The organism is Micromonospora sp. NPDC048868 (assembly GCF_043198195.1).
GTDB lineage: Bacteria > Actinomycetota > Actinomycetes > Mycobacteriales > Micromonosporaceae > Micromonospora > Micromonospora reichwaldensis.
Genome location: NZ_JBICUN010000002.1, coordinates 452,525 through 474,118 on the forward strand (window position 1 = coordinate 452,525; position 21,594 = coordinate 474,118).

At 74.7% G+C, this 21,594-nt stretch carries 22 protein-coding genes; 11 read left to right on the plus strand and 11 right to left on the minus strand.

The window, feature by feature from the left end:
• The first annotated feature begins 112 nt into the window (after positions 1-112).
• Together ACGFNF_RS04925 and ACGFNF_RS04930 are read left to right on the plus strand one after the other, a co-directional pair.
• Positions 113-715 carry a sigma-70 family RNA polymerase sigma factor gene (locus tag ACGFNF_RS04925; protein WP_132232488.1) on the plus strand — a complete coding sequence of 201 codons (603 nt, stop codon included), beginning with the start codon at positions 113-115 and terminating at the stop codon, positions 713-715.
• Positions 669-1,466 (plus strand): anti-sigma factor, encoded by a 798-nt coding sequence (locus ACGFNF_RS04930; RefSeq protein ID WP_393165805.1) that lies wholly within the window; start codon positions 669-671, stop codon positions 1,464-1,466. The genes ACGFNF_RS04925 and ACGFNF_RS04930 overlap by 47 nt, the downstream gene beginning before the upstream one ends.
• Before the next feature lie 118 nt (positions 1,467-1,584).
• Here ACGFNF_RS04930 and ACGFNF_RS04935 read toward each other — a convergent pair whose 3' ends face one another.
• The 5 genes from ACGFNF_RS04935 to ACGFNF_RS04955 all read right to left on the minus strand — a co-directional run bounded on the left by ACGFNF_RS04935 (position 1,585) and on the right by ACGFNF_RS04955 (position 7,882).
• A complete protein-coding gene (locus ACGFNF_RS04935) occupies positions 1,585-4,293 on the minus strand; it encodes an HAD-IC family P-type ATPase (RefSeq protein ID WP_357580968.1) in 2,709 nt (902 codons plus the stop codon).
• Positions 4,294-4,467: 174 nt separating this feature from the next.
• Positions 4,468-5,427 carry an electron transfer flavoprotein subunit alpha/FixB family protein gene (locus ACGFNF_RS04940; RefSeq protein WP_357578116.1) on the minus strand — a complete coding sequence of 320 codons (960 nt, stop codon included), beginning with the start codon at positions 5,425-5,427 and terminating at the stop codon, positions 4,468-4,470.
• Positions 5,428-5,438: 11 nt separating this feature from the next.
• Complete coding sequence (locus ACGFNF_RS04945) at positions 5,439-6,218, minus strand: electron transfer flavoprotein subunit beta/FixA family protein (protein ID WP_393165808.1); 780 nt, start codon at positions 6,216-6,218, stop codon at positions 5,439-5,441.
• A 456-nt stretch (positions 6,219-6,674) separates the two neighbouring features.
• A complete protein-coding gene (locus ACGFNF_RS04950) occupies positions 6,675-7,082 on the minus strand; it encodes a hypothetical protein (RefSeq protein ID WP_393165810.1) in 408 nt (135 codons plus the stop codon).
• 2 nt (positions 7,083-7,084) lie between these two features.
• Positions 7,085-7,882: a GNAT family N-acetyltransferase gene (locus tag ACGFNF_RS04955; protein WP_357578113.1), complete on the minus strand. Its 798-nt coding sequence runs from the start codon at positions 7,880-7,882 to the stop codon at positions 7,085-7,087.
• A 40-nt stretch (positions 7,883-7,922) separates the two neighbouring features.
• Here ACGFNF_RS04955 and ACGFNF_RS04960 point away from each other — a divergent pair, with 40 nt between their 5' ends.
• From ACGFNF_RS04960 to ACGFNF_RS04970, 3 genes are read left to right on the plus strand one after another with little or no spacing between them, the layout of a single operon-like run.
• The gene (locus tag ACGFNF_RS04960) at positions 7,923-8,306 is read left to right on the plus strand and encodes a DUF202 domain-containing protein (RefSeq protein ID WP_357578112.1); all 384 of its coding nucleotides are present in this window, start codon (positions 7,923-7,925) and stop codon (positions 8,304-8,306) included.
• The gene (locus tag ACGFNF_RS04965) at positions 8,303-8,671 is read left to right on the plus strand and encodes a DUF202 domain-containing protein (RefSeq protein ID WP_357578111.1); all 369 of its coding nucleotides are present in this window, start codon (positions 8,303-8,305) and stop codon (positions 8,669-8,671) included. The genes ACGFNF_RS04960 and ACGFNF_RS04965 overlap by 4 nt, the downstream gene beginning before the upstream one ends.
• 27 nt (positions 8,672-8,698) lie before the next feature.
• Positions 8,699-9,133: a PLD nuclease N-terminal domain-containing protein gene (locus ACGFNF_RS04970; RefSeq protein ID WP_357578110.1), complete on the plus strand. Its 435-nt coding sequence runs from the start codon at positions 8,699-8,701 to the stop codon at positions 9,131-9,133.
• Positions 9,134-9,178: 45 nt separating this feature from the next.
• Here ACGFNF_RS04970 and ACGFNF_RS04975 read toward each other — a convergent pair whose 3' ends face one another.
• Positions 9,179-10,801, minus strand: a complete 1,623-nt coding sequence (locus ACGFNF_RS04975) for an acetolactate synthase (RefSeq protein ID WP_357578109.1) — start codon at positions 10,799-10,801, stop codon at positions 9,179-9,181.
• 118 nt (positions 10,802-10,919) lie between these two features.
• Complete coding sequence (locus ACGFNF_RS04980; protein WP_311414554.1) at positions 10,920-11,693, minus strand: enoyl-CoA hydratase-related protein; 774 nt, start codon at positions 11,691-11,693, stop codon at positions 10,920-10,922.
• A gap of 99 nt (positions 11,694-11,792) precedes the next feature.
• Between ACGFNF_RS04980 and ACGFNF_RS04985 the strand changes: the two genes are divergently transcribed.
• Complete coding sequence (locus tag ACGFNF_RS04985) at positions 11,793-12,269, plus strand: DUF6232 family protein (protein WP_357578107.1); 477 nt, start codon at positions 11,793-11,795, stop codon at positions 12,267-12,269.
• Here ACGFNF_RS04985 and ACGFNF_RS04990 read toward each other — a convergent pair.
• Positions 12,266-12,667: a nuclear transport factor 2 family protein gene (locus ACGFNF_RS04990; RefSeq protein ID WP_357578106.1), complete on the minus strand. Its 402-nt coding sequence runs from the start codon at positions 12,665-12,667 to the stop codon at positions 12,266-12,268. The two genes, ACGFNF_RS04985 and ACGFNF_RS04990, sit on opposite strands and share 4 nt — an antisense overlap.
• Positions 12,668-13,365: 698 nt before the next feature.
• Here ACGFNF_RS04990 and ACGFNF_RS04995 point away from each other — a divergent pair.
• Complete coding sequence (locus tag ACGFNF_RS04995) at positions 13,366-13,845, plus strand: DUF6232 family protein (protein WP_393165814.1); 480 nt, start codon at positions 13,366-13,368, stop codon at positions 13,843-13,845.
• A 57-nt stretch (positions 13,846-13,902) separates the two neighbouring features.
• Entirely contained in the window at positions 13,903-14,652 is a 750-nt protein-coding gene (locus tag ACGFNF_RS05000) for a hypothetical protein (protein ID WP_357578104.1), read from the plus strand.
• A 62-nt stretch (positions 14,653-14,714) separates the two neighbouring features.
• Here the strand turns inward: ACGFNF_RS05000 and ACGFNF_RS05005 are convergent, their stop codons facing one another.
• Together ACGFNF_RS05005 and ACGFNF_RS05010 are read right to left on the minus strand one after the other, a co-directional pair.
• Positions 14,715-15,611 (minus strand): ribokinase, encoded by an 897-nt coding sequence (locus ACGFNF_RS05005; protein WP_357578103.1) that lies wholly within the window; start codon positions 15,609-15,611, stop codon positions 14,715-14,717.
• Complete coding sequence (locus ACGFNF_RS05010) at positions 15,611-16,405, minus strand: ABC transporter ATP-binding protein (protein WP_357578102.1); 795 nt, start codon at positions 16,403-16,405, stop codon at positions 15,611-15,613. Before ACGFNF_RS05010 ends, ACGFNF_RS05005 begins: the two co-directional genes overlap by 1 nt.
• A 130-nt stretch (positions 16,406-16,535) precedes the next feature.
• On the opposite strand from ACGFNF_RS05010, the gene ACGFNF_RS05015 reads away from it, so the two are divergent.
• Positions 16,536-17,546, plus strand: coding sequence for an ABC transporter ATP-binding protein (locus ACGFNF_RS05015; RefSeq protein WP_393165816.1), 1,011 nt, complete (start codon positions 16,536-16,538; stop codon positions 17,544-17,546).
• Positions 17,543-18,556, plus strand: coding sequence for an ABC transporter permease subunit (locus tag ACGFNF_RS05020; RefSeq protein ID WP_393165818.1), 1,014 nt, complete (start codon positions 17,543-17,545; stop codon positions 18,554-18,556). Before ACGFNF_RS05015 ends, ACGFNF_RS05020 begins: the two co-directional genes overlap by 4 nt.
• 154 nt (positions 18,557-18,710) lie before the next feature.
• Here ACGFNF_RS05020 and ACGFNF_RS05025 read toward each other — a convergent pair whose 3' ends face one another.
• Positions 18,711-19,886, minus strand: coding sequence for an ROK family transcriptional regulator (locus tag ACGFNF_RS05025; RefSeq protein WP_151455628.1), 1,176 nt, complete (start codon positions 19,884-19,886; stop codon positions 18,711-18,713).
• 166 nt (positions 19,887-20,052) lie between these two features.
• On the opposite strand from ACGFNF_RS05025, the gene ACGFNF_RS05030 reads away from it, so the two are divergent.
• Positions 20,053-21,504 (plus strand): glycoside hydrolase family 3 N-terminal domain-containing protein, encoded by a 1,452-nt coding sequence (locus ACGFNF_RS05030; RefSeq protein ID WP_357578099.1) that lies wholly within the window; start codon positions 20,053-20,055, stop codon positions 21,502-21,504.
• The last annotated feature ends 90 nt before the right edge of the window (positions 21,505-21,594 follow it).

Below are 21,594 nucleotides of genomic sequence, written 5' to 3' on the forward strand. Positions count from 1 at the left end.
ATCCGAGAGCCGCCCGCGGAGCGAAGAGCTGCTGAGACCAGACCGACCGGAGGTGGGGGCGATGGCTGTGGGAGCTACAGTCGGGCATGCCCCCTGGAAGGCGAGCCGCCCTGTGACAGCGGCACGGCAGGAGCCGTACCCACCCGAGGACGACCTCGCCGCCCGCTTCCGCGCGGGCGACGAACGGGCACTGCGGGAGGCGTACGACCGGTACGGCCGGGCGGTCCTGCACCTGGCCACCAGCACGTTGGCCAACCGCAGCGACGCGGAGGACGTGACCCAGACCACCTTCGTCGCCGCCTGGCTGGGGCGGGACACCTTCGACCCGGCCAAGGGCTCGCTGGTCGGCTGGCTGCTCGGCATCGGCCGCCGCAAGGTGGTCGACCGGCTGCGGGCCTCCGCGCGGGAGACCCGGGTGGTCGAGACGGTCCGGCAGCTGCCGGAGTCGGCGCCGACCGGCCCGGATCCGGACACGGTGGTCGACCGGCTGGTGGTCGCCGACGAGCTGGCCCGGCTGCCCGACGACCAGCGGCGGATGCTGGAGTTGGCGTTCTTCGACGACCTGACCCACCAGCAGATCGCGACGGTGACCGGGGTGCCGCTCGGCACGGTCAAGAGTCACATCCGGCGCGGCATGGCGAGCTTGAAACGCAGATGGGAGGTGGACGGTGCCGCACCTGGACCACGACCGGCTGGTCTTCCTGGCGCTCGGTGAGACCGAGGCGGACGCCGGAGAGAACACCCACCTCGACACCTGCGCGCACTGCCGGACCGAGATGGAGACCCTCCAGCACGTGGCCGGCCTCGGCGCCGGCGCCCAGGGCCTGCACGACCTGCCCGATCCGCCGGAGCACGTCTGGCAGGGCATCGTCGCGGAGATCCGCGCGGCGGAGGCCCTGCCGACGCTGTCCGGGCCCCGCGCCGAGCGGTCCGCCGACGAGCGCCCCCCGACCGAGCGGCCGGGCGACGCCGGCGGGGCGGGCGGCGTGGTCCTCACCCCGGCCCGCCGGCGGGGCCGGTGGTCGCGCTGGGCCGCGACGGCCGCGACCGCGACGGCCGCCGCGGTGCTCGGCGTCGTCGGCACCCTCGTCGCGATCGACCGGACCGGACCGGTGCCGGAGCCCGCCCCACCGCAGGTGGTGCTGGCCAGCGCGCCCCTGAAGGCGTACGGCGGGACGCCGCCGGACGCCAACGGCGAGGCCCGGGTGTTCGACAACGGCCGACTGCACCTGCACCTGGCGAATCTCCCGGACGTCCCGGGGTACTACGAGGTGTGGCTCATCAACCCACGGAACATGCAGATGTTCTCGGTCGGTGTGCTCGGCGACGCGACGGACGAACTGCTGCCGCTGCCACCGAACGTGGACCTTGAGGCATACTCGGTTGTCGACGTCTCCGCCGAGGCGTACGACAACAACACCGCCCACTCCGGCAAGAGCCTGTTGAGGGGCACCCTGACGGGCTGATCGGCGGGCCGGCTCAGCTCCCCGGCCCGCCGATCAGCTCCCATCGCGGCCTCAGCCGCCGCCTCCGCAGGGCGGCGGCCGGACCCGCACCCGGCCCGCTCGGCAGCCGGAGCGAAGATCAGCCGAGGCGGCGGCCGAACCGGCCGAACCGCTTGTCGAGCGCGACGACGGCCGAGGCCACGACGGCGATGCCGAGGATCCGCAGCCACGTCTGCCCGTCGATGGGCGCCGTACGGAACAGGTCGTTCATCACCGGCAGGTAGGTCAGGGCGAGCTGGCCGAGGGCCTGCACGAGCACCCCGGCGATCAGCCAGCGGTTGCGGAACAGGCCCAGGCGCCACGGCGAGCGGGTCAGGGAACGGCAGCTGAACAGGTAGAACGCCATCACGGTGACGAAGAGGTTCACCGCCGCGGTCCGCGCCTGCGCCAGGTCGGCCCCGCCGGAGCGCTCCCACTCGAACAGCCACCAGGCGCCCACCACCAGCAGCGCGGAGACCAGCAGCACGCGGACCACCAGCGCGACGGTCAGCAGGGGCTGGCCGGGATCGCGGGGCGGCCGGTCCATGATCCCGGGCTCCTTCGGCTCGAAGGCGAGCGTCAGGCCGAGGAACACCGCCGTGGTCATGTTGATCCAGAGGATCTGGCTCGGCAGGATCGGCAGCGCCGAGCCGAGCACGATCGCGACGAGGATGACCAGGCCCTCCGCCGCGTTGGTGGGCAGCGTCCAGGTGATGAACTTCGTCAGGTTGGCGAAGACGCCGCGCCCCTCCGAGACGGCCGCCTCGATGGTCGCGAAGTCGTCGTCGGTGAGCACGACGTCGGCGGCCTCCTTGGCCACCTCGGTGCCGCTGCGGCCCATCGCCACCCCGATGTTGGCCGCGCGCAGCGCGGGGGCGTCGTTGACCCCGTCGCCGGTCATCGCGACCACCTGGCCGTCGGCCTGCAACGCCTCCACCAGCCGCAGCTTCTGCTCGGGCGAGACCCGGGCGAACACCGACGCCCCACGCACCGCCTCGGGCAGTTCGGCGGCGGGCAGCGCCGCCAGGTCGGCGCCGGTCAGCACGTCGCCCGGGCCGGGCTCGGTACGCAGCAGCCCGATCCGGCGCGCGATGGCGCTGGCGGTGGCGAGGTGGTCCCCGGTGATCATCTTCACGTCGATCCCGGCGCGGTGGCAGGACGTGACGGCCGCCGCCGCGGCGGCCCGGGGCGGGTCGAGCATCGCGTGCAGCCCGGTGAAGACCAGCGTGCCGGCCAGTTCCTCCTCCACGAGCCCGTCCGCCGGGCCGACCGGCCGCATCGCGGTGGCGAGCACCCGCAGGCCCTCGCCGGCCAGCTCGTGGGCGGCGGCCAGCACGGCCGGGGCGTCGAGCGGTCCCGTCGAGCCGTCGGGGCGCAGGGCCGCCCCGGACCACTCGACCACCCGCTCCACCGCCCCCTTGACGAGCACCACCCGCCCGCCCTCGGGACGCTCGTGCAGGGTCGCCATGAACTGCCGCTCCGAGGTGAACGGGACGGCGGCCACCCGGGGCAGCTCGGCGGCGACCTCGTGCGCGTTCAGCCCCACCTTGGCGCCGGCCACGAGCATCGCGCCCTCGGTGGGGTCGCCGAGCACGGCCCAGCGGCCGTCCTGCTCGTCGAGGCGGGCGTCGTTGCAGCCCACGCCGGCCAGCAGCGACCAGCGCAGCGGGCCCTCCCCGGTCGGGGCCGGGCCGCCCGCCGGGTCCCGGATCTCGCCGGTCGGGACGTAGCCGGTCCCGCCGACGTCGTAGCGGCCCTGCGGCGTCCAGAGCACCTGGACGGTCATCTGGTTCTCGGTGAGGGTGCCGGTCTTGTCGGTGCAGATCACCGTGGTGCTGCCCAGCGTCTCCACCGCCGGCAGCCGCCGGATCACCGCCCGGCGGCGGGCCATCCGGGACACGCCGATCGCCAGGGTGATCGTCACGGCGGCGGGCAGCCCCTCCGGGATCGCGCCCACGGCGAGCGCCACGGCGGCGGTGAACGTCTCCCCGGCGTCCTGCCCCCGCACCAGGCCGATGCCGAAGGTCACCGCCGCGAGGAGCAGGATCGCCACGGTGAGCAGCCGGCTGAACCGGGCGAGCTTCACCGTCAGCGGCGTGTCCAGCACCTGCGCGCCGCCGACCAGCCGGTGGATGCGGCCCAGTTCCGTCTCCGCCCCGGTGGCCACCGCGACGCCGACCGCCGTACCGCCGGTGAGCAGGGTGCCGGAGTGCAGCAGGTTGCGGCGGTCGGCCACCGGCGCGTCGGCCGGCACCACCAGCTCGTCCTTGCGTACGGGCAGCGACTCGCCGGTCAGCGCCGACTCGTCGGCGCGCAGCTCGGCGGCGCGGACGAGCCGCAGGTCGGCGGGGACCTTCTCCCCCGCCTCCACGAGCACCACGTCCCCGGGGACCACGTCGTCGGACGGCACGTGGCGCTGCCGGCCGGCGCGCAGCACCCGGGCCTGCGTACGCACCATCGCCCGCAACGCGTCGAGGGCCGCCTCCGCGCGGGACTCCTGGAGGAAACCGACGACGGCGTTGACGAGCACCACCCCGAAGATCACCGCCGAGTCGACGTACTCGGCGAGCAGCAGGGTGACCACGCCGGCGGCGACCAGCACGTAGATCAGCGGGTTGTGGAACTGCCGCAGCAGCCGACGCAGCGCCCCGCCCTCGGCCGCGCTGGGCAGCACGTTGGGCCCGTACCGCTCAAGCCGCGCCGCCGCCTCCTCGTCGGTCAGCCCGTGCTCGGTGTCGGTGCCGAGCAGCAGCACGACCTCGTGCACGGCGAGCGCGTGGTGATCGCCGTCGGGCGTCCTGGCCGGCATCGGCACACTCCTGTTCGGCACGGGGACGGCCGCGCTGGGGGCACCCCGGGGAGAGCGTCTCCATGGTCGCAGGCCGGCGTGGGACCCGCCGGTCGTTTCACCGGTGCCGCCCGCGGAAAGACGCGGGCCGGGAACCGCGTCGCGGTTCCCGGCCCGCGCCGGACGGGCGTCAGCTCACTTGCGCTTGCGGATCTCGTCCGCGGCCTGCGGGACGATCTTGAACAGGTCGCCCACCACGCCGAAGTCGGCCAGCTCGAAGATCGGCGCCTCGCCGTCCTTGTTGACCGCGACGATGGTCTTCGAGGTCTGCATGCCGGCCCGGTGCTGGATGGCACCGGAGATGCCGAGAGCGACGTAGAGCTGCGGGGAGACCGTCTTGCCGGTCTGTCCCACCTGGAACTGGTGCGGGTAGTAGCCGGAGTCGACGGCCGCGCGGGACGCGCCCACGGCGCCGCCGAGCAGGTCGGCCAGCTCCTCGACCAGCTTGAAGTTGTCGGCGTTGCCGACGCCACGACCGCCGGAGACGACCACGCCGGCCTCGGTGAGCTCCGGGCGGGAGCCCTTCTGCTCGGCGACCCGGTCGACGACCTTGGCCAGCTTGTCGGTGTCGGTGACCGCGACGGTGAGCTGCTCGACGGCCGGGCTGGCCGCCGCCGGGGTCGGGTTGACCGAGTTGGGCCGGAGGGTCACCAGCGGCAGGCCGCGGGTGACCCTGGACTTGACGATGGTGGAGCCGGCGAAGGCCACCTGGGTGGCGGTGCCGTCGGCCGCCAGGCCGACCACGTCCGTCAGGATGCCGTTGTCCAGCTTGACGGCCAGCCGGGCGGCGATCTCCTTGCCCTCCTGGGAGGAGGCGAGCAGCACGGCGGCCGGCTGCACCCGCGAGACCAGCTCGGCCACCACGGTCGCCTTGGGAGCCACCAGGTAGCCGTCGATCTCCTCGCTCTCGGCCGCGTAGATCTTCTCCGCGCCGTACTCGCCCAGCTTGGCGCTCAGCGCCTCGGCGGCGCCGGGGCCGCCGAGCACGACCGCGCTCGGGGTGCCCAGCTCGCGGGCGAGGGTGAGCATCTCCAGGGTGACCTTCTTGACGCCGAATTCCCGGGTGGCTTCGACGACGACCAGAACCTCAGACATGTCCAGACCTCTCACACGAACTTCTCGGTGGCGAGGAACTCGACCAGCTTCACGCCGCCGTCGCCCTCGTCGGTGACCTTCGCGCCGCCGGAGCGCGGCGGACGCTTGCTGTGCTCCAGCACGGCGCTGGTCGCGCCCTCGAAGCCCACCTCGGCCGGGGCGACCCCGAGGTCACCCAGGGAGAGCGTCTGCACCGGCTTCTTCTTGGCGGCCATGATGCCCTTGAAGGACGGGTAGCGCGGCTCGTTGATGGTGTCCCAGACCGAGACCACGGCGGGGGTGGTGGCGGTGACCACCTCGTAGCCCTCCTCGGTCTGCCGCTCGACGGTCAGGGTGGAGCCGTCGACCGTGAGCTTGCGGGCGCCGGTGAGCGCCGCGACGCCCAGCCGCTCGGCGAGCATGTGCGGCATGACCTGCACCCGGCCGTCGGTCGACTCGCTGCCGCAGAGCACCAGATCGGCGTTGAGCTGACCGAGGGCGGCGGCGAGCACCTTCGAGGTGGCCACGGCGCAGGAGCCGTGCAGGGCGTCGTCCACGACGTGCACGGCCTTGTCCGGACCCATGGAGAGCGCCTTGCGGATCGACTCGGTCGCCCGGTCCGGACCCATGGTCAGGACGGTCACCTCGCCCCCGTGGGCCTCCTTGATCTTCAACGCCTCCTCGATGGCGTACTCGTCCATCTCGTTGATGACGTTGTTCGCCGAACCGCGGTCGACGGTGTTGTCGTCACTGCGCAGGTTGCGGTCCGCGCCCGAATCGGGCACCTGCTTGACGAGTACGACGATGTTCATCGCGCTTCGACGACCCTCCTGTAGGTGTTGCGATCGCTCGCCCGGTCTGGGGCGCAGCCTCGCGCTTCCGTTGACGCCGGTCAACCGCGAGGTGCTGTGCAGTTGCCCACGGCGCAATGTTACCTGCCAGTAGCATCTGCCTCCGGCGACCTCAGGGTGACACAGCTCACCGACGGCCATGCGGGCGGGTAATCTGACGAATCGGGAGGTGTCATGAAATGCCAGAAAACACCAGCACCGGCCGTACCAACGCCCCACGGCACCGCTGTCGCCGGACCCGACCCGAGGCGTACCGGTGCGCCTGCGGCCGACTGCGCGACCGGTGCGTACGGGCCGCCGTCCGGGCGCTCTGGTCGCCGACCCGACGCGCCGCCCACGGCGGGACCGCCCACCCCGACGCGCCCCCGCGCCCGGAGGCGACCACGGCGGCCGTCCGCGCCGGGACCACGGCACGGCTCACGCCGGCTGATCCAACGCGTCCCTGATCCGCTCGATGGCCGCCGCCTCGGCCGGGGCGACCCCCCGGTGCGCGCCGGCCACCCGCTCGGCCGCCGAGAGCACCACCTCGCGGTAGCCGGCCACGTCCCGGGGCGACTTCTCCCGCAGGATCCGCACCGAGCGGCCCAGCGCCGGCAGCACCACCGCCTCGATCTCCAGCGCCGAGTCCCGGGGCAGCTTCGGCAGCGGACCGCTGGTCAGCGCCTCCTTCACCACCCCGCTGCTGTCGGCCATCGCGCCGGAGGCGGCGAAGCTCTCCCGGAACAGGGCGAGCATCCCCGGGTCCGCGTTGGCCACCAGGAACACCGCCCCGAACGCGCCCGTCTTGAGGGTCAGCCGCTCCTCGTCCGTCAACCGCTGCTCCATGATCACGGAGTGTAGACGTACGGAGTGGTGGTCGTGACCGGGACGAGACCGAGCCGCTGGAGGATCGGCCGGCTCTCCGGCGAGCAGTCCACCTGGAGCAGCGTCCTGCCGCGCTGCTCGGCCAGGCGCGCCCGGTACGCGACCAACGCCCGGTAGACGCCTCGCCGCCGCCACTGCGGCAGGGTCGAGCCGCCCCAGAGGGTCGCGAAGCCGGTGTTCGCCTGGTAGCGGACCCAGCCCGCGCTCACCACCGTGTCGTCCGCCTCGGCGACGACGATCGAGATGGACTGCGGGTCGGCCTCGATCTCCCTCGCCAGGCCGGTCACCAGGTGGCTGCGGTCGTCGTGCCAGACCGCCTCCTCCATCGCCGCGATGCGCTCCAGGTCCTCCCGGGCACCGACCTCGCGCAGGCGTACGCCCTCGGGCAGCACGGGCACGGCGGCGGCCAGCGTCGCGACCGGACCGACCACGACGGTCTCCTCCGCCTCCGCGACGAACCCGGCGGCGCGCAGCCGATCGGGCAGGTCCGCCGGCTGGTCGTGGCCGTTGAGCTTCCACTCCACCGCCTCGCCGCGCCGACGGAAGAACTCCACCTGCCGGGCGATCAACGCGTCCAGTTCGGCCCCGGCGAGCCCGTCCAGCGTGCGGTACGTGAGGAAGCCGCGCCGGTCGAGGCCGAGGACCCGGACCAGCGGGCCGTCCCGTTCCACGGTGACCCCGGCCGGCAGCGGGTCCGGAATCTCCGGGCGGATCTGGGCGTCGTAGGCGTCTCGCAACGTGCGGGCGTCAAGATCGGTCATCACCCGAGGCTACGACCGACCGGAAACGGATAATGGCCACGTGTGGCAGACGATCAGGCGGTGGTTCGACCCGCGCGAGCTGCGGGCGGTGGGCAGCACCCCCGACTACCGCTTCTCGCTGGCCAACGAGCGGACGTTCCTGGCCTGGCTGCGTACCGGGCTGGCGCTGGTCGCGGGCGGACTGGCCGCCGCGCAGTTCCTGCCGCCGGCGCACCTGCGGGAGGTGATCGCCATCGCGCTGCTGCTGCTCGGCGGCACGGTGGCGGTGCGCGCGGTCGACCACTGGGCGCGTACGGAGCGGGCCATCCGCCTCGGCGAGGAACTGCCCGCCTCACGCTTCCCGGCGGTGCTCGCCCTCGCCGTCGGCCTCGGCGCGCTGCTGCTGGTGGCGGCGGTGCTGGCCCGGGCGGTCGGTGGCCCGTGAGCCGGCCCGGCGGAGCCGGCGGGCACGGGGCGCAGCCGCCGGGGCGGGACCGGCCGGCGCGCGACCCCGGGCTGCAACCCGAGCGGACCCGGCTGGCCTGGCGGCGTACCGCCCTGGCACTCACCGTGATCATGGTGCTGACCGTGCGGCTCGCGCTCACCGGACCGCCCGCCGGCGGGGCGTTCGGCGCGCTCGTCGCCGGGGCCGCCGTGCTGGGCTGGGGCGCGGCGCTGACGGTCTGCTGGCGGCGGGCCACCGGCACGGGCCCGGCCCCCGGCTACGGGCGGTCGCTGCCCCTGGTCGCCCTCGCCACGGCCGGCTTCGCGCTGCTCGGCACCCTCCTGGCGGCGAGCGGCCTGGGTTGATGGGGACCGGTGCGCCATGATTGACGCATGGCCCGGTTCTACGTCCTCCTCTTCGTCGTGCAGATCGTCCTCGCCGTCTGCGCGCTGATCAGCTGCCTCTCCGCCGAGGAGGGCGAGATCAAAGCCCTGCCCCGGATCGCCTGGGTGCTGATCATCCTGTTCTTCCCGCTGCTCGGCTCCCTCGCCTGGTTCGCCGCCGGGCGAGAGCGCGTCCCCGGGCGGCCCGCCGGCGGAACGCCGAAGGGCCGGCTCCTGCCGCCCCGGGAGCGGCCCCGCCCGGTCGCCCCCGACGACGACCCCGAGTTCCTCCGCTCGCTCGGCGAGCGTTCCCGGCGCGAGGACGGCGAGCTGTTCCGCCGCTGGGAGGAGGACCTGCGCCGCCGCGAGGACGAGATGCGCCGGCGCGACGGCGAGCCGCCGCGCGAGGAGGATCGGCCCGAGGGGTCCACGCCCGCGTCCTGAGCGCGCCGCCGTCGCCGGCCTCCCGGCGACGGCGGCGGGCCCGGCTCAGGCCAGGTTCGACGAGCGGGGGTACGCGTCGGCCGGGTCGGTGAGCACGTTGACCAGGTACGGCACGCCGGCGTCGAACGCCCGCCGCAGCGCCGGGCCGAGGTCGCCCGCCTTCGCCACCGTCTCGCCGGCCCCGCCGAGGGCGCTCACGACGTGGTCGTAGCGCAGCTCCGGCTGGAGGTCGGCGGCGACGTCGTAGCCGTACATGGCGCGCATGGGGTGCTTCTCCAGGCCCCAGATGCCGTTGTTGCCGACCACGATCACCACCGGCAGCTTCTGCCGGGCGAGGGACTCCACGTCCATCAGCGAGAAGCCGGCCGCGCCGTCGCCCATGAGGACGCAGATCTGCCGGTCGGGGTGGCTGACCCGGGCGCCCATCGCGTAGCCCATGCCGGTGCCCAGGCAGCCGTACGGGCCGGGGTCGAGCCAGGTGCCGGGCTGCGCGGGCTCCAGGTAGCGGCCGGCGTACGAGACGAAGTCGCCGCCGTCGCCGATGGTGATGGCGTCGCGGGCCAGCACCTTGCGCAGCTCGCCGTAGACCCGGGCGGGCCGGATCGGGTCCGTCTCGGCGGCCATCTCCTCGGCGTCGCGGGCCTTCGCGGCGTCCTCGGCGACCCGCAGCTCGGCGATCCAGTCGGCGTGGTCGGCCCGGTCGCCCGGGTAATCGGCCAGGGCGGTGAGGATCAGCCGCAGGTCGCCAGCGGGGGCGGCGGCCGGCTGCACGTGCGCGGCCCGCTGGCTGGGCGCGTCGACGATGTGCACCACCTGGGCGTCGCCGAAGTCGCCGAAGCTGAGCCGGAAGTCGAGCGGGGTGCCGATCACCACGACCACGTCGGCGCCCCGCAGCGCCACGCGACGGGCCTTGGCGAAGGCGAGCGGGTGCTCCGGCGGCAGCGCGCCCCGGCCCATCCCGTTGGTGAAGACCGGCACCTGGAGCGACTCGGCGGCGGCCCGCAGGGCGTCGACCGCGTCCCCGGCGTAGACGTCGGAGCCGGCGATGATCACCGGGCGGCTCGCGGCGGCGACCAGGCCGGCCGCCTTCGCCACCTCGTCGGTGTCCGGCTCGACCGGCGCGATGCCCGGCAGCGCGGGCAGCTCGGCGTCGGAGACCGAGAAGACCGCCTCCAGGGGGAAGTCGAGGAAGACCGGGCCCCGGTGCGGGGTGAGCGCCGCGGTCAGCGCCGCGGTCACCGCGCGCGGGATGTCGTCGGGGCTGAACACCGTCTCGGCGTGCTTGGTGACGGGGGCGACCAGCGGCAGGTGGTCCATCTCCTGGAGGCTGCCCGAGCCCCAGCGGAACTGCGGGGCCCGGCCGCCCAGCACCAGCACCGGGGAGGCGTTGAAGTATGCGCTCGTCAGCCCGGAGATGCCGTTGGTGACGCCGGGGCCGGCGGTGAGCACGGCGAGGCCGGGTCGACGCTGGAGCTTCGCCACCGCCTCGGCGGCGAAGACCGCCGACTGCTCGTGCCGTACGTCGTAGAGGGGGAAGCCGGTCTTGTGCGCGGCGTCGTAGAGCGGAAAGACGTGCCCGCCGGAGAGGGTGAACATCTCCCGCACCCCGTACGCACGCAGCGCCGCGAGTGCGAGCTCCCCGCCGTGACCTTCGATCCGCTCCGTCATCGCCGCTCTCCCCTTCGTCCGCATGGCCGGAGTCACACGCTACTCACCGGTAGGCGGAATGTGAACAGTTCTCGACTCGATGCCTGGGCCGGCGGGAAACCCCGCCGGCCCGGGCCGATCAACGACCGGTGAAGTCCGGCTTGCGCTTCGCCACGAACGCCGCCATGCCCTCGCGCCGGTCGTCGGTGGCGAACAGCGCCGCGAAGAGCTGGCTCTCCCAGGCCAGGCCGGAGTTCAGGTCCATGTCCAGACCGGCGTCGACGGCGAGCTTGGCGGCGCGCAGGGCCTGCACCGGACCGGTGAGGTACGGGCGGACCAGCTCGACCGCGGTGTCGTAGACCTCGGCCGCCGGGGCGACCCGGTCGGCCAGGCCGATCCGCAGGGCCTCCTGGGCGTCGACCATCCGGCCGGACATGATCAGGTCCTTGGCACGGGCCGGGCCGACCAGACGGGCCAGCCGCTGGGTGCCGCCCGCGCCGGGGATGATGCCGAGCTTGATCTCCGGCTGGCCGAGCTTGGCGTCCTCGGCCACCACCCGCCAGTCGCAGGCCAGCGCCAGCTCGCAGCCGCCGCCGAGGGCGTAGCCGGTGATCGCGGCGACGACCGGCTTGGGGATCCGGGAGATCGCGCCGAGCGCGCTGGACAGGTCGGCCGCCCGGTCCGCCATGTCCACGTAGGACATGTCGGCCATCTCCTTGATGTCCGCGCCGGCCGCGAAGACCTTCTCCCCGCCGTACACGATGACGGCGCGGACGCCCGGGTCGGTGGTGGCCGCCGCAGCGGCGGCGCGCAACTCCTCCTGCACCTGGGTGTTGAGGGCGTTCATCGGCGGCCGCTCCAGCCGGATGGTGCCGATGCCGTCCCTGGTCTCCAACCGCACGAACTCGCCCACGCTGGCCCTCACTTCCTCGTCGAAGTCGCGTGCCAACCTTACGGCCCGGATCGTTGGGGTAAGTAGTGTGGTCTCAGGCCCGCCACCGGGAGTACCGCCATGATCACGTACTACGACGACAGATCCGTGCAGGTCACCTCGACGGCCGTCCGGGTGGACGGCCGGACCTTCCGGCTGGCCGACATCAGCATGGTCTGGCACCAGCGCGGCAGCCGGTCCTGGCGGGTGCTCGTCGGGCGCGGCGCGATCGGCGCGGCGCTCGCCGGCCCCCTGGTCGCCGCCGCCCTCGGCATCGCGCTGGCGCTCTGGCTGGACCGCTCCCTCACCGTCACCATCGCCATCGTCGGCGCCTCGGTGCTGATCGGGCTCGCGGTCGGCCCGGTCGCCGACTTCCTCTTCGAGCACCTCGACCGCTCGTACGCCCGGGGCAGCCGGCAGCTGGAGATCTGGGCCCGCTGGCGCGGCCAGCCGGTGCGCCTGCTGTGCACCGGCGACGCGCTGCGCTTCGGCCAGATCTACCGGGCGGTGCAGCGGGCCATCGAGGCGGGCCAGCCCGTGTCGCCCCGCCGCCGCTAGAACCTGATCGGCTCGTCCGGCAGCATGCCCAGGCCGCGCAGCAGTCCGAACAGGTCCTGCTCGCCCCAGAACTGCACGATCCGGCCACCGGCCAGCCGGTACATCTTGCAGGCGCTCTGCACCGCCGTCGCGCCGGTCGCGTCCCGCCGGTAGGTCTGCGCCAGCGACACCACCACGCGGTCGCCGGCCGCGAAGCTCTCGACGATCTCCTGGTCGAGCACCGTCAGCCCCGGCGAGGTGACGGCCCCCTCGACGAAGTGCCGCCCCCGGACCGGCGTGCCGGAGCCGTAGATCAGCACGTCCTCGTCGACCACCGCGCGCAACTCCGCCAGGTCCCTGGTGACGAAGGTCCGCAGGTAGCGGCGGACCACCTCGACGTTGCGCTCCTGCTCCGTCATGACCGGTCACGGTACCGACCCGAACCGCCCGGCACCGCCCGGCACCGCCCGGGACCGCCCGGCACCGCCCCGGCCGCCCGAACGGCCGGTGCCGCCCGAACCGCCCGCGCCGCCCCGGAAGACGCGCTGGCAAGGCGGGCCTCAAGGCCCCTCGTCGGGCCCGGTGGCCTACCGCCCGCACTGTCGAGCTGCCCCGCCCGATGGGGCAGGCACGCCGGTCGACCCCTGGCTCGCACGCCCCGAGCGGTCCCATGAACGGGGCAGCTCGACAGCCGCCCGGGCGGGCTCCGTGGCCTCCCGGGTCACTCCCACACCGTTGCGGTGGCGCTCCAACGCCGCTTCGACGCCGCTTCGACGCCGTTGGGGTGGTGCTCCAATGCGTTGCGGTGGGGCACCAGGTCCGGAGGCGGATCGAGGCGCACCCGTCGCACGGCAGCAGCGGCACGCCTCGCGCGCCCTTTCGAGCTGATGACGTGAACGACTCAGCCGGTCCGGCCTCCCGACGCGCGCCAGCGACCCACAGGGCGATGTCATAGCCGATTCAGCTCGATAGGGCCGACGCGACACCATCTCCGCCCGGCCACAACCTCCACGCGACAACACCTCCGCCCGGCCCGGCAGCGCCCCGCCCGGCGCCACCTCCGCCGGAGCGGGCGGCGCGAGCGGCGCGACCCGCACGGCAGTGGTTAGGCTTAGTGATGACCATCTATTACCGGGACGACGCGGTGCAGGTGACGTCGGAGTCGATCCGGGCCGGGGGCCACGCCGTGGCGATCGCCGACGTGACGTACGTCTGGCATGCGCAGGGACCGAAGACGCTGGCGGTACGGGGGCGGGTGCTGGGGCGCGGCGTCCTGGTCCTGCTTCTCTCGCTGCCGCCCCTGGTCGCGGTGGTCTGCGTGCTCTCGCTGGCCTGGTCGGCGCAGGACCGGGGCGAGTGGCAGCTGGCGCTGATCATTCTCGCCGCGTGCGTGGTCGGCGCGCTGGCCCTGACCCCCTTCCTGGAGATCCCGCTCGGCTGGCTCGACCGCTCCTACGAGCGGGGCAGCAAGGTGCACGAGCTCTGGGTCCAGCACCACGGCCGGGAGGTGCTGCTGCTGCGCACCCCGGACGCCCTGCGGTTCGGGCAGATCTACCGGGCGGTGCAGCGCGCGGTCGAGCAGTACACCGACTCCTGACGCCGCTCCCGCCGCCCTGTCCGGCGGCGCGGGCGCGGGCGACGCACACTTGGTGCCATGGTGATTCCCCTCCCCCGGCCCGCCGCGGTCGTCGGTCTGACCCGTTCCGCCCTCGACCAGGCCCTCGGCTCGGCGGCCTCGTTCGCCGCCGTGCCGGCCCGCGCGTTCGCCGTGCTGGACTCGGTGGAGGCCCTGCTGAAGCGGGTCGACGGCGTGGTCGACCGCATCGACGGCGTGGTGGACCGGATCGACCAGACCCTCGACCGCACCGACCGGGTGCTCACCGACGCCGAGGGCGCGGTACGGGAGGTGGCCGTCATCAGCGCCGCCGCGACCACCGCGATCGAGACGGCCACCGGGGTGGCCGCCGCCGCGGCCGTCGTGGTCGGCGAGGCGGAGAAGGTGTCCCGCACGGCCGGCGCGGTGGTCGCCGAGGCCGACGCGGTGGCCGTACGGGCCGCCGGCACCGTGGGCACCGCGGCGGAGGCGGCGGCGACCGCCGCCGAGCTGCTGACGGCGTACGAGCCGGCGCTGCGCCGGGGCGCCCCGATGGCGAACCGCTTCGTCGAGCAGCTCAGCCACGAGGAGGTGAACGCCGCGATCCGGCTCGTCGACGAGCTGCCGAAGCTCAAGCAGCACCTGACCGCGGACATCCTGCCGATCCTCGCCACCCTGGACCGGGTCGGCCCGGACCTGCACGACCTGCTCGACGTCACCCGGGACCTGAAGCTCGCCGTCGCCGGCATCCCCGGCCTGGGCATGCTCCGCCGCCGGGGCGAGAAGCTCACCGACGACGCCGAGGCGTGACCGCCGCGCACCGTCGCGATCGTCCTGTCGGACGGACTCCCCCGGGTGGCGGGTCGGCCGGATCAGGCGGGGACGTACAGCTCGTCGATCTCGGTCCGGGTGGGCAGCGCCACGGAGGCGCCGAGCCGGCGGGCGCAGGCCGCCCCGGCCGCCGCCGCCCAGCGCACGGCGTCGACCACGTCCCGGCCCTCGCCCCAGGCCACGGCGAGCGCGGCGGTGAAGGCGTCCCCGGCGGCCGTGGAGTCCACCACGTCGACCTTGACCGCCGGCACGTGCACGGCGGTGCCGTCCCGGTCCCCGTACCAGGCGCCCTCCGCGCCGAGGGTGAGCACCGCCCGGGGCGCCAGGTCGAGCAGGGCCGAAGGCTCGTCCCGGCCGCGCCCGGTGAGCGCCTGCGCCTCCGTCTCGTTGACCACCAGCAGGTCGGTCGCCGCCAGCAGCTCCGGCGGCACCGGCACGGCCGGGGCGGCGTTGAGCACCACCCGGGTGCCGGCCGCCCGGGCGACGACGGCCGCCTCGGTCACCGTCGCGACCGGGATCTCCAGCTGCGCGAGCAGCACGTCCGCCCCGCGTACGGCGGTCAGCTCGGGCTCGGTCAGGCCGGTCATCGAGGCGTTGGCGCCCGGGCTGACCAGGATCGCGTTCTCGCCCTCGGCGTTGACCATCACCAGCGCCACGCCCGACGTGCCGTACGTCGTGCGGAGCTGCCCGGTGTCGACCCCGGCGGCGGTGATCCGCGCCCGCAGGGTGACGCCGAACGAGTCGGAGCCGATCGCCCCGAGGAACGCGCAGGAGGCGCCGGCCCGGGCGGCGGCGACGGCCTGGTTGGCGCCCTTGCCGCCGGGCACCATGACGAAGTCGGTGCCGAGCAGGGTCTCCCCCGGCCGGGGCAGGGCGGGGGCGGTGCCCACCAGGTCCATGTTGGCGCTGCCCACCACGACGACCCGGGTCTGCCGCATCAGGCGGCGCGGGCGGTGAACCGGTCGCCGGAGCGCTCGACCACCAGCGGCAGCCCGAAGGTCTTGGAGAGGTTGTCCCCGGTCAGCGTGTCGTCGAGGAGCCCCTGCGCCACCACGCCGCCCTCGCGCAGCAGCAGCGCGTGGGTGAAGCCGGGCGGGATCTCCTCCACGTGGTGGGTCACCAGCACCAGCGCCGGGGCGTCCGGGTCGTACGCCAGCTCGGCCAGCCGGGCGACCAGGTCCTCGCGCCCGCCCAGGTCGAGCCCGGCGGCGGGCTCGTCGAGCAGCAGCAGCTCCGGGTCCGTCATCAGCGCGCGGGCGATCTGCACCCGCTTGCGTTCCCCCTCGGAGAGGGTGCCGTAGGCGCGTTCGGCGAGGCCGCCGATGCCGAGCTGACCCAGCAGGGCGCGGGCCCGGGCCTCGTCGCTGCTGTCGTAGCTCTCCCGCCAGCGACCGAGCACCGACCAGGCGGCCGTGACGACGACGTCGCTGACCCGCTCGTCGGCGGGCACCCGCTCGGCGAGGGCGGCGGTGGAGAGCCCGATGCGGGTCCGCAGCTCGTTGACGTCGGTGCGGCCGATCCGCTCGCCGAGCACGTGGGCGGTGCCGGTGGTCGGGTGCAGCCGCCCGGCGGCGAGGTTGAGCAGGGTCGTCTTTCCCGCGCCGTTCGGCCCGAGCACCACCCAGCGCTCGTCCAGCTCGACCCGCCAGTCGACGTCGTGCAGCAGTGCCGTGCCAGCCCGGCGTACGCCGACGCCGTCGAGGCTGACCACCAGATCCTCGTCCCCAGTCACCCGACCATCCAACCACGCAACGCGGGGCGCCCCCCACGGGCGGCGCCCCGGCCATAGGGTGGGGCGCCGTGTCGTTGGTCACCACAACCGGAGGACGGTCCATGCCCGGTCGGAGCAGGGAGCCGCGCGGATGAGCGCGGTCATCGAGATCGAGGGGCTGCGTAAGACCTTCCACAGCGTGCGGCAGGGCCGCCGGGTGGCGGTCGACGGCTTCGACCTGCTGGTGGAGGCCGGCCAGATCCACGGTTTCCTCGGCCCCAACGGGTCGGGCAAGACCACCACGCTGCGCGCCCTGCTCGGGTTGGTTCGGGCCGACGCGGGTCGGATGACGGTGCTGGGCGTCCCCTCGCCGGACGGGCTGCCCCTGGTGGCCGGGCGGGTCGGCGCGATCGTGGAGAGCCCGCAGTTCTTCGGCAACTTCACCGGCCACCGCACCCTGCGCCTGCTCGCCCGGGCCGGCGGCGTGCCGGTCGCCCGGGTCGACGAGGTGCTGGAGCAGGTGGGCCTGCGGGACCGGGGCGACGAGCGGGTCAAGGGCTACTCGCTGGGCATGAAGCAGCGGCTGGCGGTGGCCTCCGCCCTGCTCAAGGACCCGGAGCTGCTGATCCTGGACGAGCCGGCGAACGGCCTGGACCCGGCCGGCATCCGGGAGATGCGGGACCTGATGCGCTCGCTGGCGGAGGCGGGTGTGACCGTGCTGGTCTCCAGCCACATCCTGGCCGAGATCCAGCTGATCTGCGACCACGTGACGATCATCTCGCGGGGCCGGCGGGTGGCAGCCGGGCGCGTCGACGAGGTGCTGGCCGGCTTCGACCGGCACGAGTTGCTGGTGCGGGTGGACGATCCGCAGCGGGCCGTGGAGCTGCTGACGGCGGCCGGGCTGGCGGCGACCGGCTACGACGACCACCTGGTGGTGGGCGGCGTGGACGACGCCACCGAGGTCAGCCGCACCCTCGGTGAGGCGGGCCTCTGGGTGCGCGAGCTGACCCCGCTGCGGCCCGACCTGGAGAGCGCCTTCCTCGAACTGACCGGCACGGCGACGCACCCGACGCTGCCCCGGCAGGTGGACGACTCGGTGCTGCCCGACGGCAGGGCCTCCGAACCGGTGATCGACCTCGACGAGCGGGGAGTGGACGCGTGAACCTGGTCCGTGCCGAGCTGGAGCGTCTCGGCGCCCGGCGCTTCGTGCAGCTCATGCTCGTCCTGCTGGTGCTCGCGTTCGGCGTCACGGCGGCTACCACCCTGGCGAGTTCCCACCGGCCCACGGCTCAGGAGGTCTTCGACGCCCAGCAGGCCGCCGCCGCGGCGCGCAGCGAGCTGGAGCGCACCCACCAGCTCTGCCTGGACCGGCAGCGCGGCGTCGTGCAGGCGGACGACGTGCAGGAGTACGTCCCCGACAACTGCAGCGAGGTCGACCCGGCCCTGATGGAGCGGGCGCCCGTGGCGTCCGACTACCTCGCCGGGGTGTTCACCTTCGCCGAGGAGGCCAAGCCGCTGCTCTACTTCCTCATCGCCTTCCTCGCGCTCTTCGGCTTCCTGGTCGGCGCCTCCTACATCGGCGCCGACCTGAACTCCGGTGGCGTGGTCAACCTGCTGCTCTGGCGTCCCCGGCGGATGACCGTGCTCGGCACCAAGCTGGGCACCCTGCTCGGCGGGACGGCGCTGCTGTCCGTGCTGGCCTCGGCGGCGTACCTCGGGACGTTCTGGCTGATCGCGCAGGTCGCCGGGCGGCCGGGGCGGCTCGACGGGGAGTTCTGGGGCTCGCTGGGCGCGAACTGGGGGCGCGGCATGCTGCTGGTGCTGCTGCTCACCGTGGTCGGGTTCGCCGTCGCCACCCTGGGCCGGCACACCTCGGCGGCGCTCGGCGCGATCGCCGGCTACCTGGTGGTGTGGGAGCTGGGCGCCCGGCTGGTGATGGAGATCCTGGAGGTCGTCAAGGTGGACCGGTACATGCTCTCCAGCTACGCCGCCGCCCTGCTCAACGGCCGGGTCGAGTTCTGGGACTACCGGGCGTGCGACAACGGGATCTCCAATTCCTGCGACGGCCTCTACGTGGTGACCTGGCAGCCGGCGCTGGTGTTGCTGCTCGGGCTGGCCGGCGCGCTGGTCGCCGCCGCCTTCGTGGCGTTCCGCCGCCGCGACCTGATGTGACGCCCGCCCGCCGCCGGCGGGCGCGGCAGGACCTTGCAGCACCCCGGCCTGCGATGAAATATTCCTTCACATGACGCCGGGCCGCCGCCGACCCCGCCGACCCTGGTCGGCGGGGTCCGGCGCGCGGCCCGCGCCGACCGCGGGCCGACCCCGGTCAGCCGACGGTCGAGCCGAAGACCTCGTCGCGGACGGCGTCCAGCGCGGTACGCAGCGCACCCCGCAGGATCGGCTCCTCGGTCAGCCCCGTCGGCACGACCCGGGGGCGGACCAGCGTGATCGCCGCGACCTCGTGCTGCACCCGCTCGGCCAGCGCCGCCCCGCCGGCCTGGCCGACCTCGCCGGCGAGCACCACCAGCGGCGGGTCCAGCACGACGCAGGTGCTGGCCACGCCCAGCGCCAGCCGGCGGGCCACCTCGTCGAGCATCGGGCCGCCCGCCGTGCCGTCGGCCACCGCCGCCCGTACCGCGACCGCGCCGCTGTCGTCCGGGTAGCCGTGCGCGCGGGCCAGGTCGCGGACCGCGTCCGCGCCGATCAGCTGCTGGAACGCCGGCTTCGCCCGACGGGACACGTCGCGCGGGATGGGCGCGCCGGGCACCGGCAGGTAGCCGATCTCGCCGGCGGCGCCGCTGCTGCCGTGGTGCAGCCGGCCGCCCAGCACGATCGCCAGGCCGACGCCGGCGCCGACCCAGACCAGCACGAAGTCCGTCAGCCCCTGGGCCGCGCCCGACTGCGCCTCGGCGACGGCGGCCAGGTTCACGTCGTTCTCGAAGACCACCGGGGTGTGCAGGTCGTCCCGGAGCGCGGCGAGCAGACCGGTGTGCCAGCGGGGCAGGTTGAAGGCGAACGTGATGTCGCCCGTGCCCGGGTCGACGAGGCCGGGGGTGCCCAGCACGATCCGCCGTACGCTCGACAGCTGCGCCCCGGCGCTGCTCGCGGCCTGGACGACCGCGTTGTGCACCACCCCGACGGGGTCGTCGGTGTCGCGGACCGACTGCTCGACGCGGCCGATCACCGCCCCGGTGATGTCCGCGCAGGCGGCGACCACCCGGTCGGCGCCCACGTCCACCCCGACCACGTGCGCGCTGCCGGGCCGCACGGCGTAGAGCTGGGCGTTGGGCCCCCGCCCGCCGGCCTGCTCGCCGACGCGCGTGACGAGGCCCCGCTCCTCCAGCCGCTCGACGAGCTGCGAGGCGGTGACCTTGGACAGCCCGGTCAGCTCGCCGAGCCGGGCCCGGGTCAGCGGCCCCCGCTCCAGCAGCAGCTCCAACGCCGCGCGGTCGTTCAGCGCCCGCAACAGGCGGGGGGTGCCGGGCAGCCGGGTCGCACTCATGCCACGTCCTCTAGTTTTGGTAAACCTTGCTAACTGTAAACCGACCTGCGAGCGGGTAGCCGACAGCGTATCGGCCGCCCGGGAGCGGGGTGGTCGGCCGACCCGGTACGTCACCGACCCCCGCCGGTACGACTTCCGTGCCGCGGGGATGAAAGGGGAAGATCACGTGGGGCTGGATCCAGGACTGCGCCGGCTCGCGCTCGGCACGCTGCTCGCCGCGTACCCGGGGCCGGTTCCCCCGGGCTGGGCGGTCGACCTGGTCGCCGAGGGGCTCGCGGGGCACACCCTGTTCGGCACCAACGTCCACGACCTTGGGCAGGTGGCGGCGAGCACCGCCGCCCTGCGGGCCGGCCGGCCGGACGTGCTGATCGCGATCGACGAGGAGGGCGGCGACGTCACCCGGCTGGCGCACGCCACCGGCAGCCCGTACCCGGGCAACGCGGCGCTCGGCGCGATCGACGAGGTGGCGCTGACCCGCCGCGTCTACGAGGCCATCGGCGCGGAGCTGGCCGCCCTCGGCGTCACCGTCAACCTCGCGCCGACCGTGGACGTGAACACCGCCGACGAGAACCCGGTGATCGGCACCCGCTCGTTCGGCGCCGACCCGGCCCGGGTCGCCGCGCACTCCGCCGCCGCCGTCACCGGCCTCCAGGCCGCCGGGGTCGCCGCCTGCGCCAAGCACTTCCCCGGCCACGGCGCCACGGTCGCCGACTCCCACCACGAGCTGCCCACCGTGGACGTGCCGCTCGACGTGCTGCGCCGGCGCGACCTGCCGCCGTTCGCCGCTGTCGTCGAGGCCGGCGCGCGGGCCGTGATGACCGCGCACATCCGGGTGCCGGCGCTGACCGGTGACGGCCCCGCCACGTTCAGCCGGGCGGTCCTGGTCGACCTGCTGCGCGGCGAGTACGGCTTCACCGGCACGGTCATCACCGACGCGCTGGAGATGAAGGGCGCCGCGGTGGCCGCCGGCGGGGTCGGTCCGGCCGCCGTCCGGGCCCTGGCCGCCGGCGCCGACCTGCTGTGCATCGGCGCCCAGGTCGACGCCGAGCTGGTCGAGCGGGTGGTGGCGGAGATCGTCGGCGCGCTCGGCGACGGCCGCCTGGACCGCTCGCGGGTGGAGGAGGCGGCCGGCCGCGCCGCCGCGCTCGCCGCCTGGACCCGGACCGCCGGCGCGACGCCCGCCGCCCCCGACGGACTCGGGTACGCCGCGGCGCGGCGCGCCGTGCGGGTGGAGGGGGAGCTGACCGGCCTGGACCGCCCGCTGGTCGTCCAGCTGCACGCCGCGTCGACCATCGCCGAGGGGCGGGTGCCGTGGGGCCTCGGCCCGCACCTGGACGGCACGGAGGAGCTGCGGGTCGTCGCCACCGAGACCGGGCCGGCCGCCCTGCGCCAGCTCGCCGGGGACCGGCCGATCGTGCTGGTCGGCCGCCACCTGCACCGGCTGCCGGGCGGCGCGGACCTGGTGACCGCGCTGGCCGCCGAGCACCCGGTGACCGTGGTCGAGATGGGCTGGCCCTCCCGGTGGCGTCCGGCCGGCGTACGGGCGTTCGTCACCACGTACGGCGCGAGCCACGCCTGCGGCCGCGCGGCCGCCGAGGTGCTCGGCCTGGCCGGCTGACGCCGACACCGGAGGTACGCGCCGGCAGGTGGCGGTCGCTCCCGGGCGGGCCCGGCCGGCTTCGACCGGGCCCGCCCGGGGTATGCGACA

Excerpts from the sequence above, each read along its gene's own strand:
- ACGFNF_RS05000 (WP_357578104.1), top strand. The coding sequence starts at position 13,903 with ATGGTGATTCCCCTCCCCCGGCCCGCCGCGGTCGTCGGTCTGACCCGT.
- ACGFNF_RS04990 (WP_357578106.1), bottom strand. The coding sequence starts at position 12,667 with ATGACGGAGCAGGAGCGCAACGTCGAGGTGGTCCGCCGCTACCTGCGG.
- ACGFNF_RS05015 (WP_393165816.1), top strand. The coding sequence starts at position 16,536 with ATGAGCGCGGTCATCGAGATCGAGGGGCTGCGTAAGACCTTCCACAGC.
- ACGFNF_RS04940 (WP_357578116.1), bottom strand. The coding sequence starts at position 5,427 with ATGTCTGAGGTTCTGGTCGTCGTCGAAGCCACCCGGGAATTCGGCGTC.
- ACGFNF_RS04935 (WP_357580968.1), bottom strand. The coding sequence starts at position 4,293 with ATGCCGGCCAGGACGCCCGACGGCGATCACCACGCGCTCGCCGTGCAC.
- ACGFNF_RS04950 (WP_393165810.1), bottom strand. The coding sequence starts at position 7,082 with ATGGAGCAGCGGTTGACGGACGAGGAGCGGCTGACCCTCAAGACGGGC.
- ACGFNF_RS05025 (WP_151455628.1), bottom strand. The coding sequence starts at position 19,886 with ATGAGTGCGACCCGGCTGCCCGGCACCCCCCGCCTGTTGCGGGCGCTG.
- ACGFNF_RS04945 (WP_393165808.1), bottom strand. The coding sequence starts at position 6,218 with ATGAACATCGTCGTACTCGTCAAGCAGGTGCCCGATTCGGGCGCGGAC.
- ACGFNF_RS04970 (WP_357578110.1), top strand. The coding sequence starts at position 8,699 with ATGGCCCGGTTCTACGTCCTCCTCTTCGTCGTGCAGATCGTCCTCGCC.
- ACGFNF_RS04995 (WP_393165814.1), top strand. The coding sequence starts at position 13,366 with ATGACCATCTATTACCGGGACGACGCGGTGCAGGTGACGTCGGAGTCG.
- ACGFNF_RS04955 (WP_357578113.1), bottom strand. The coding sequence starts at position 7,882 with ATGACCGATCTTGACGCCCGCACGTTGCGAGACGCCTACGACGCCCAG.
- ACGFNF_RS05005 (WP_357578103.1), bottom strand. The coding sequence starts at position 15,611 with ATGCGGCAGACCCGGGTCGTCGTGGTGGGCAGCGCCAACATGGACCTG.
- ACGFNF_RS04975 (WP_357578109.1), bottom strand. The coding sequence starts at position 10,801 with ATGACGGAGCGGATCGAAGGTCACGGCGGGGAGCTCGCACTCGCGGCG.
- ACGFNF_RS04985 (WP_357578107.1), top strand. The coding sequence starts at position 11,793 with ATGATCACGTACTACGACGACAGATCCGTGCAGGTCACCTCGACGGCC.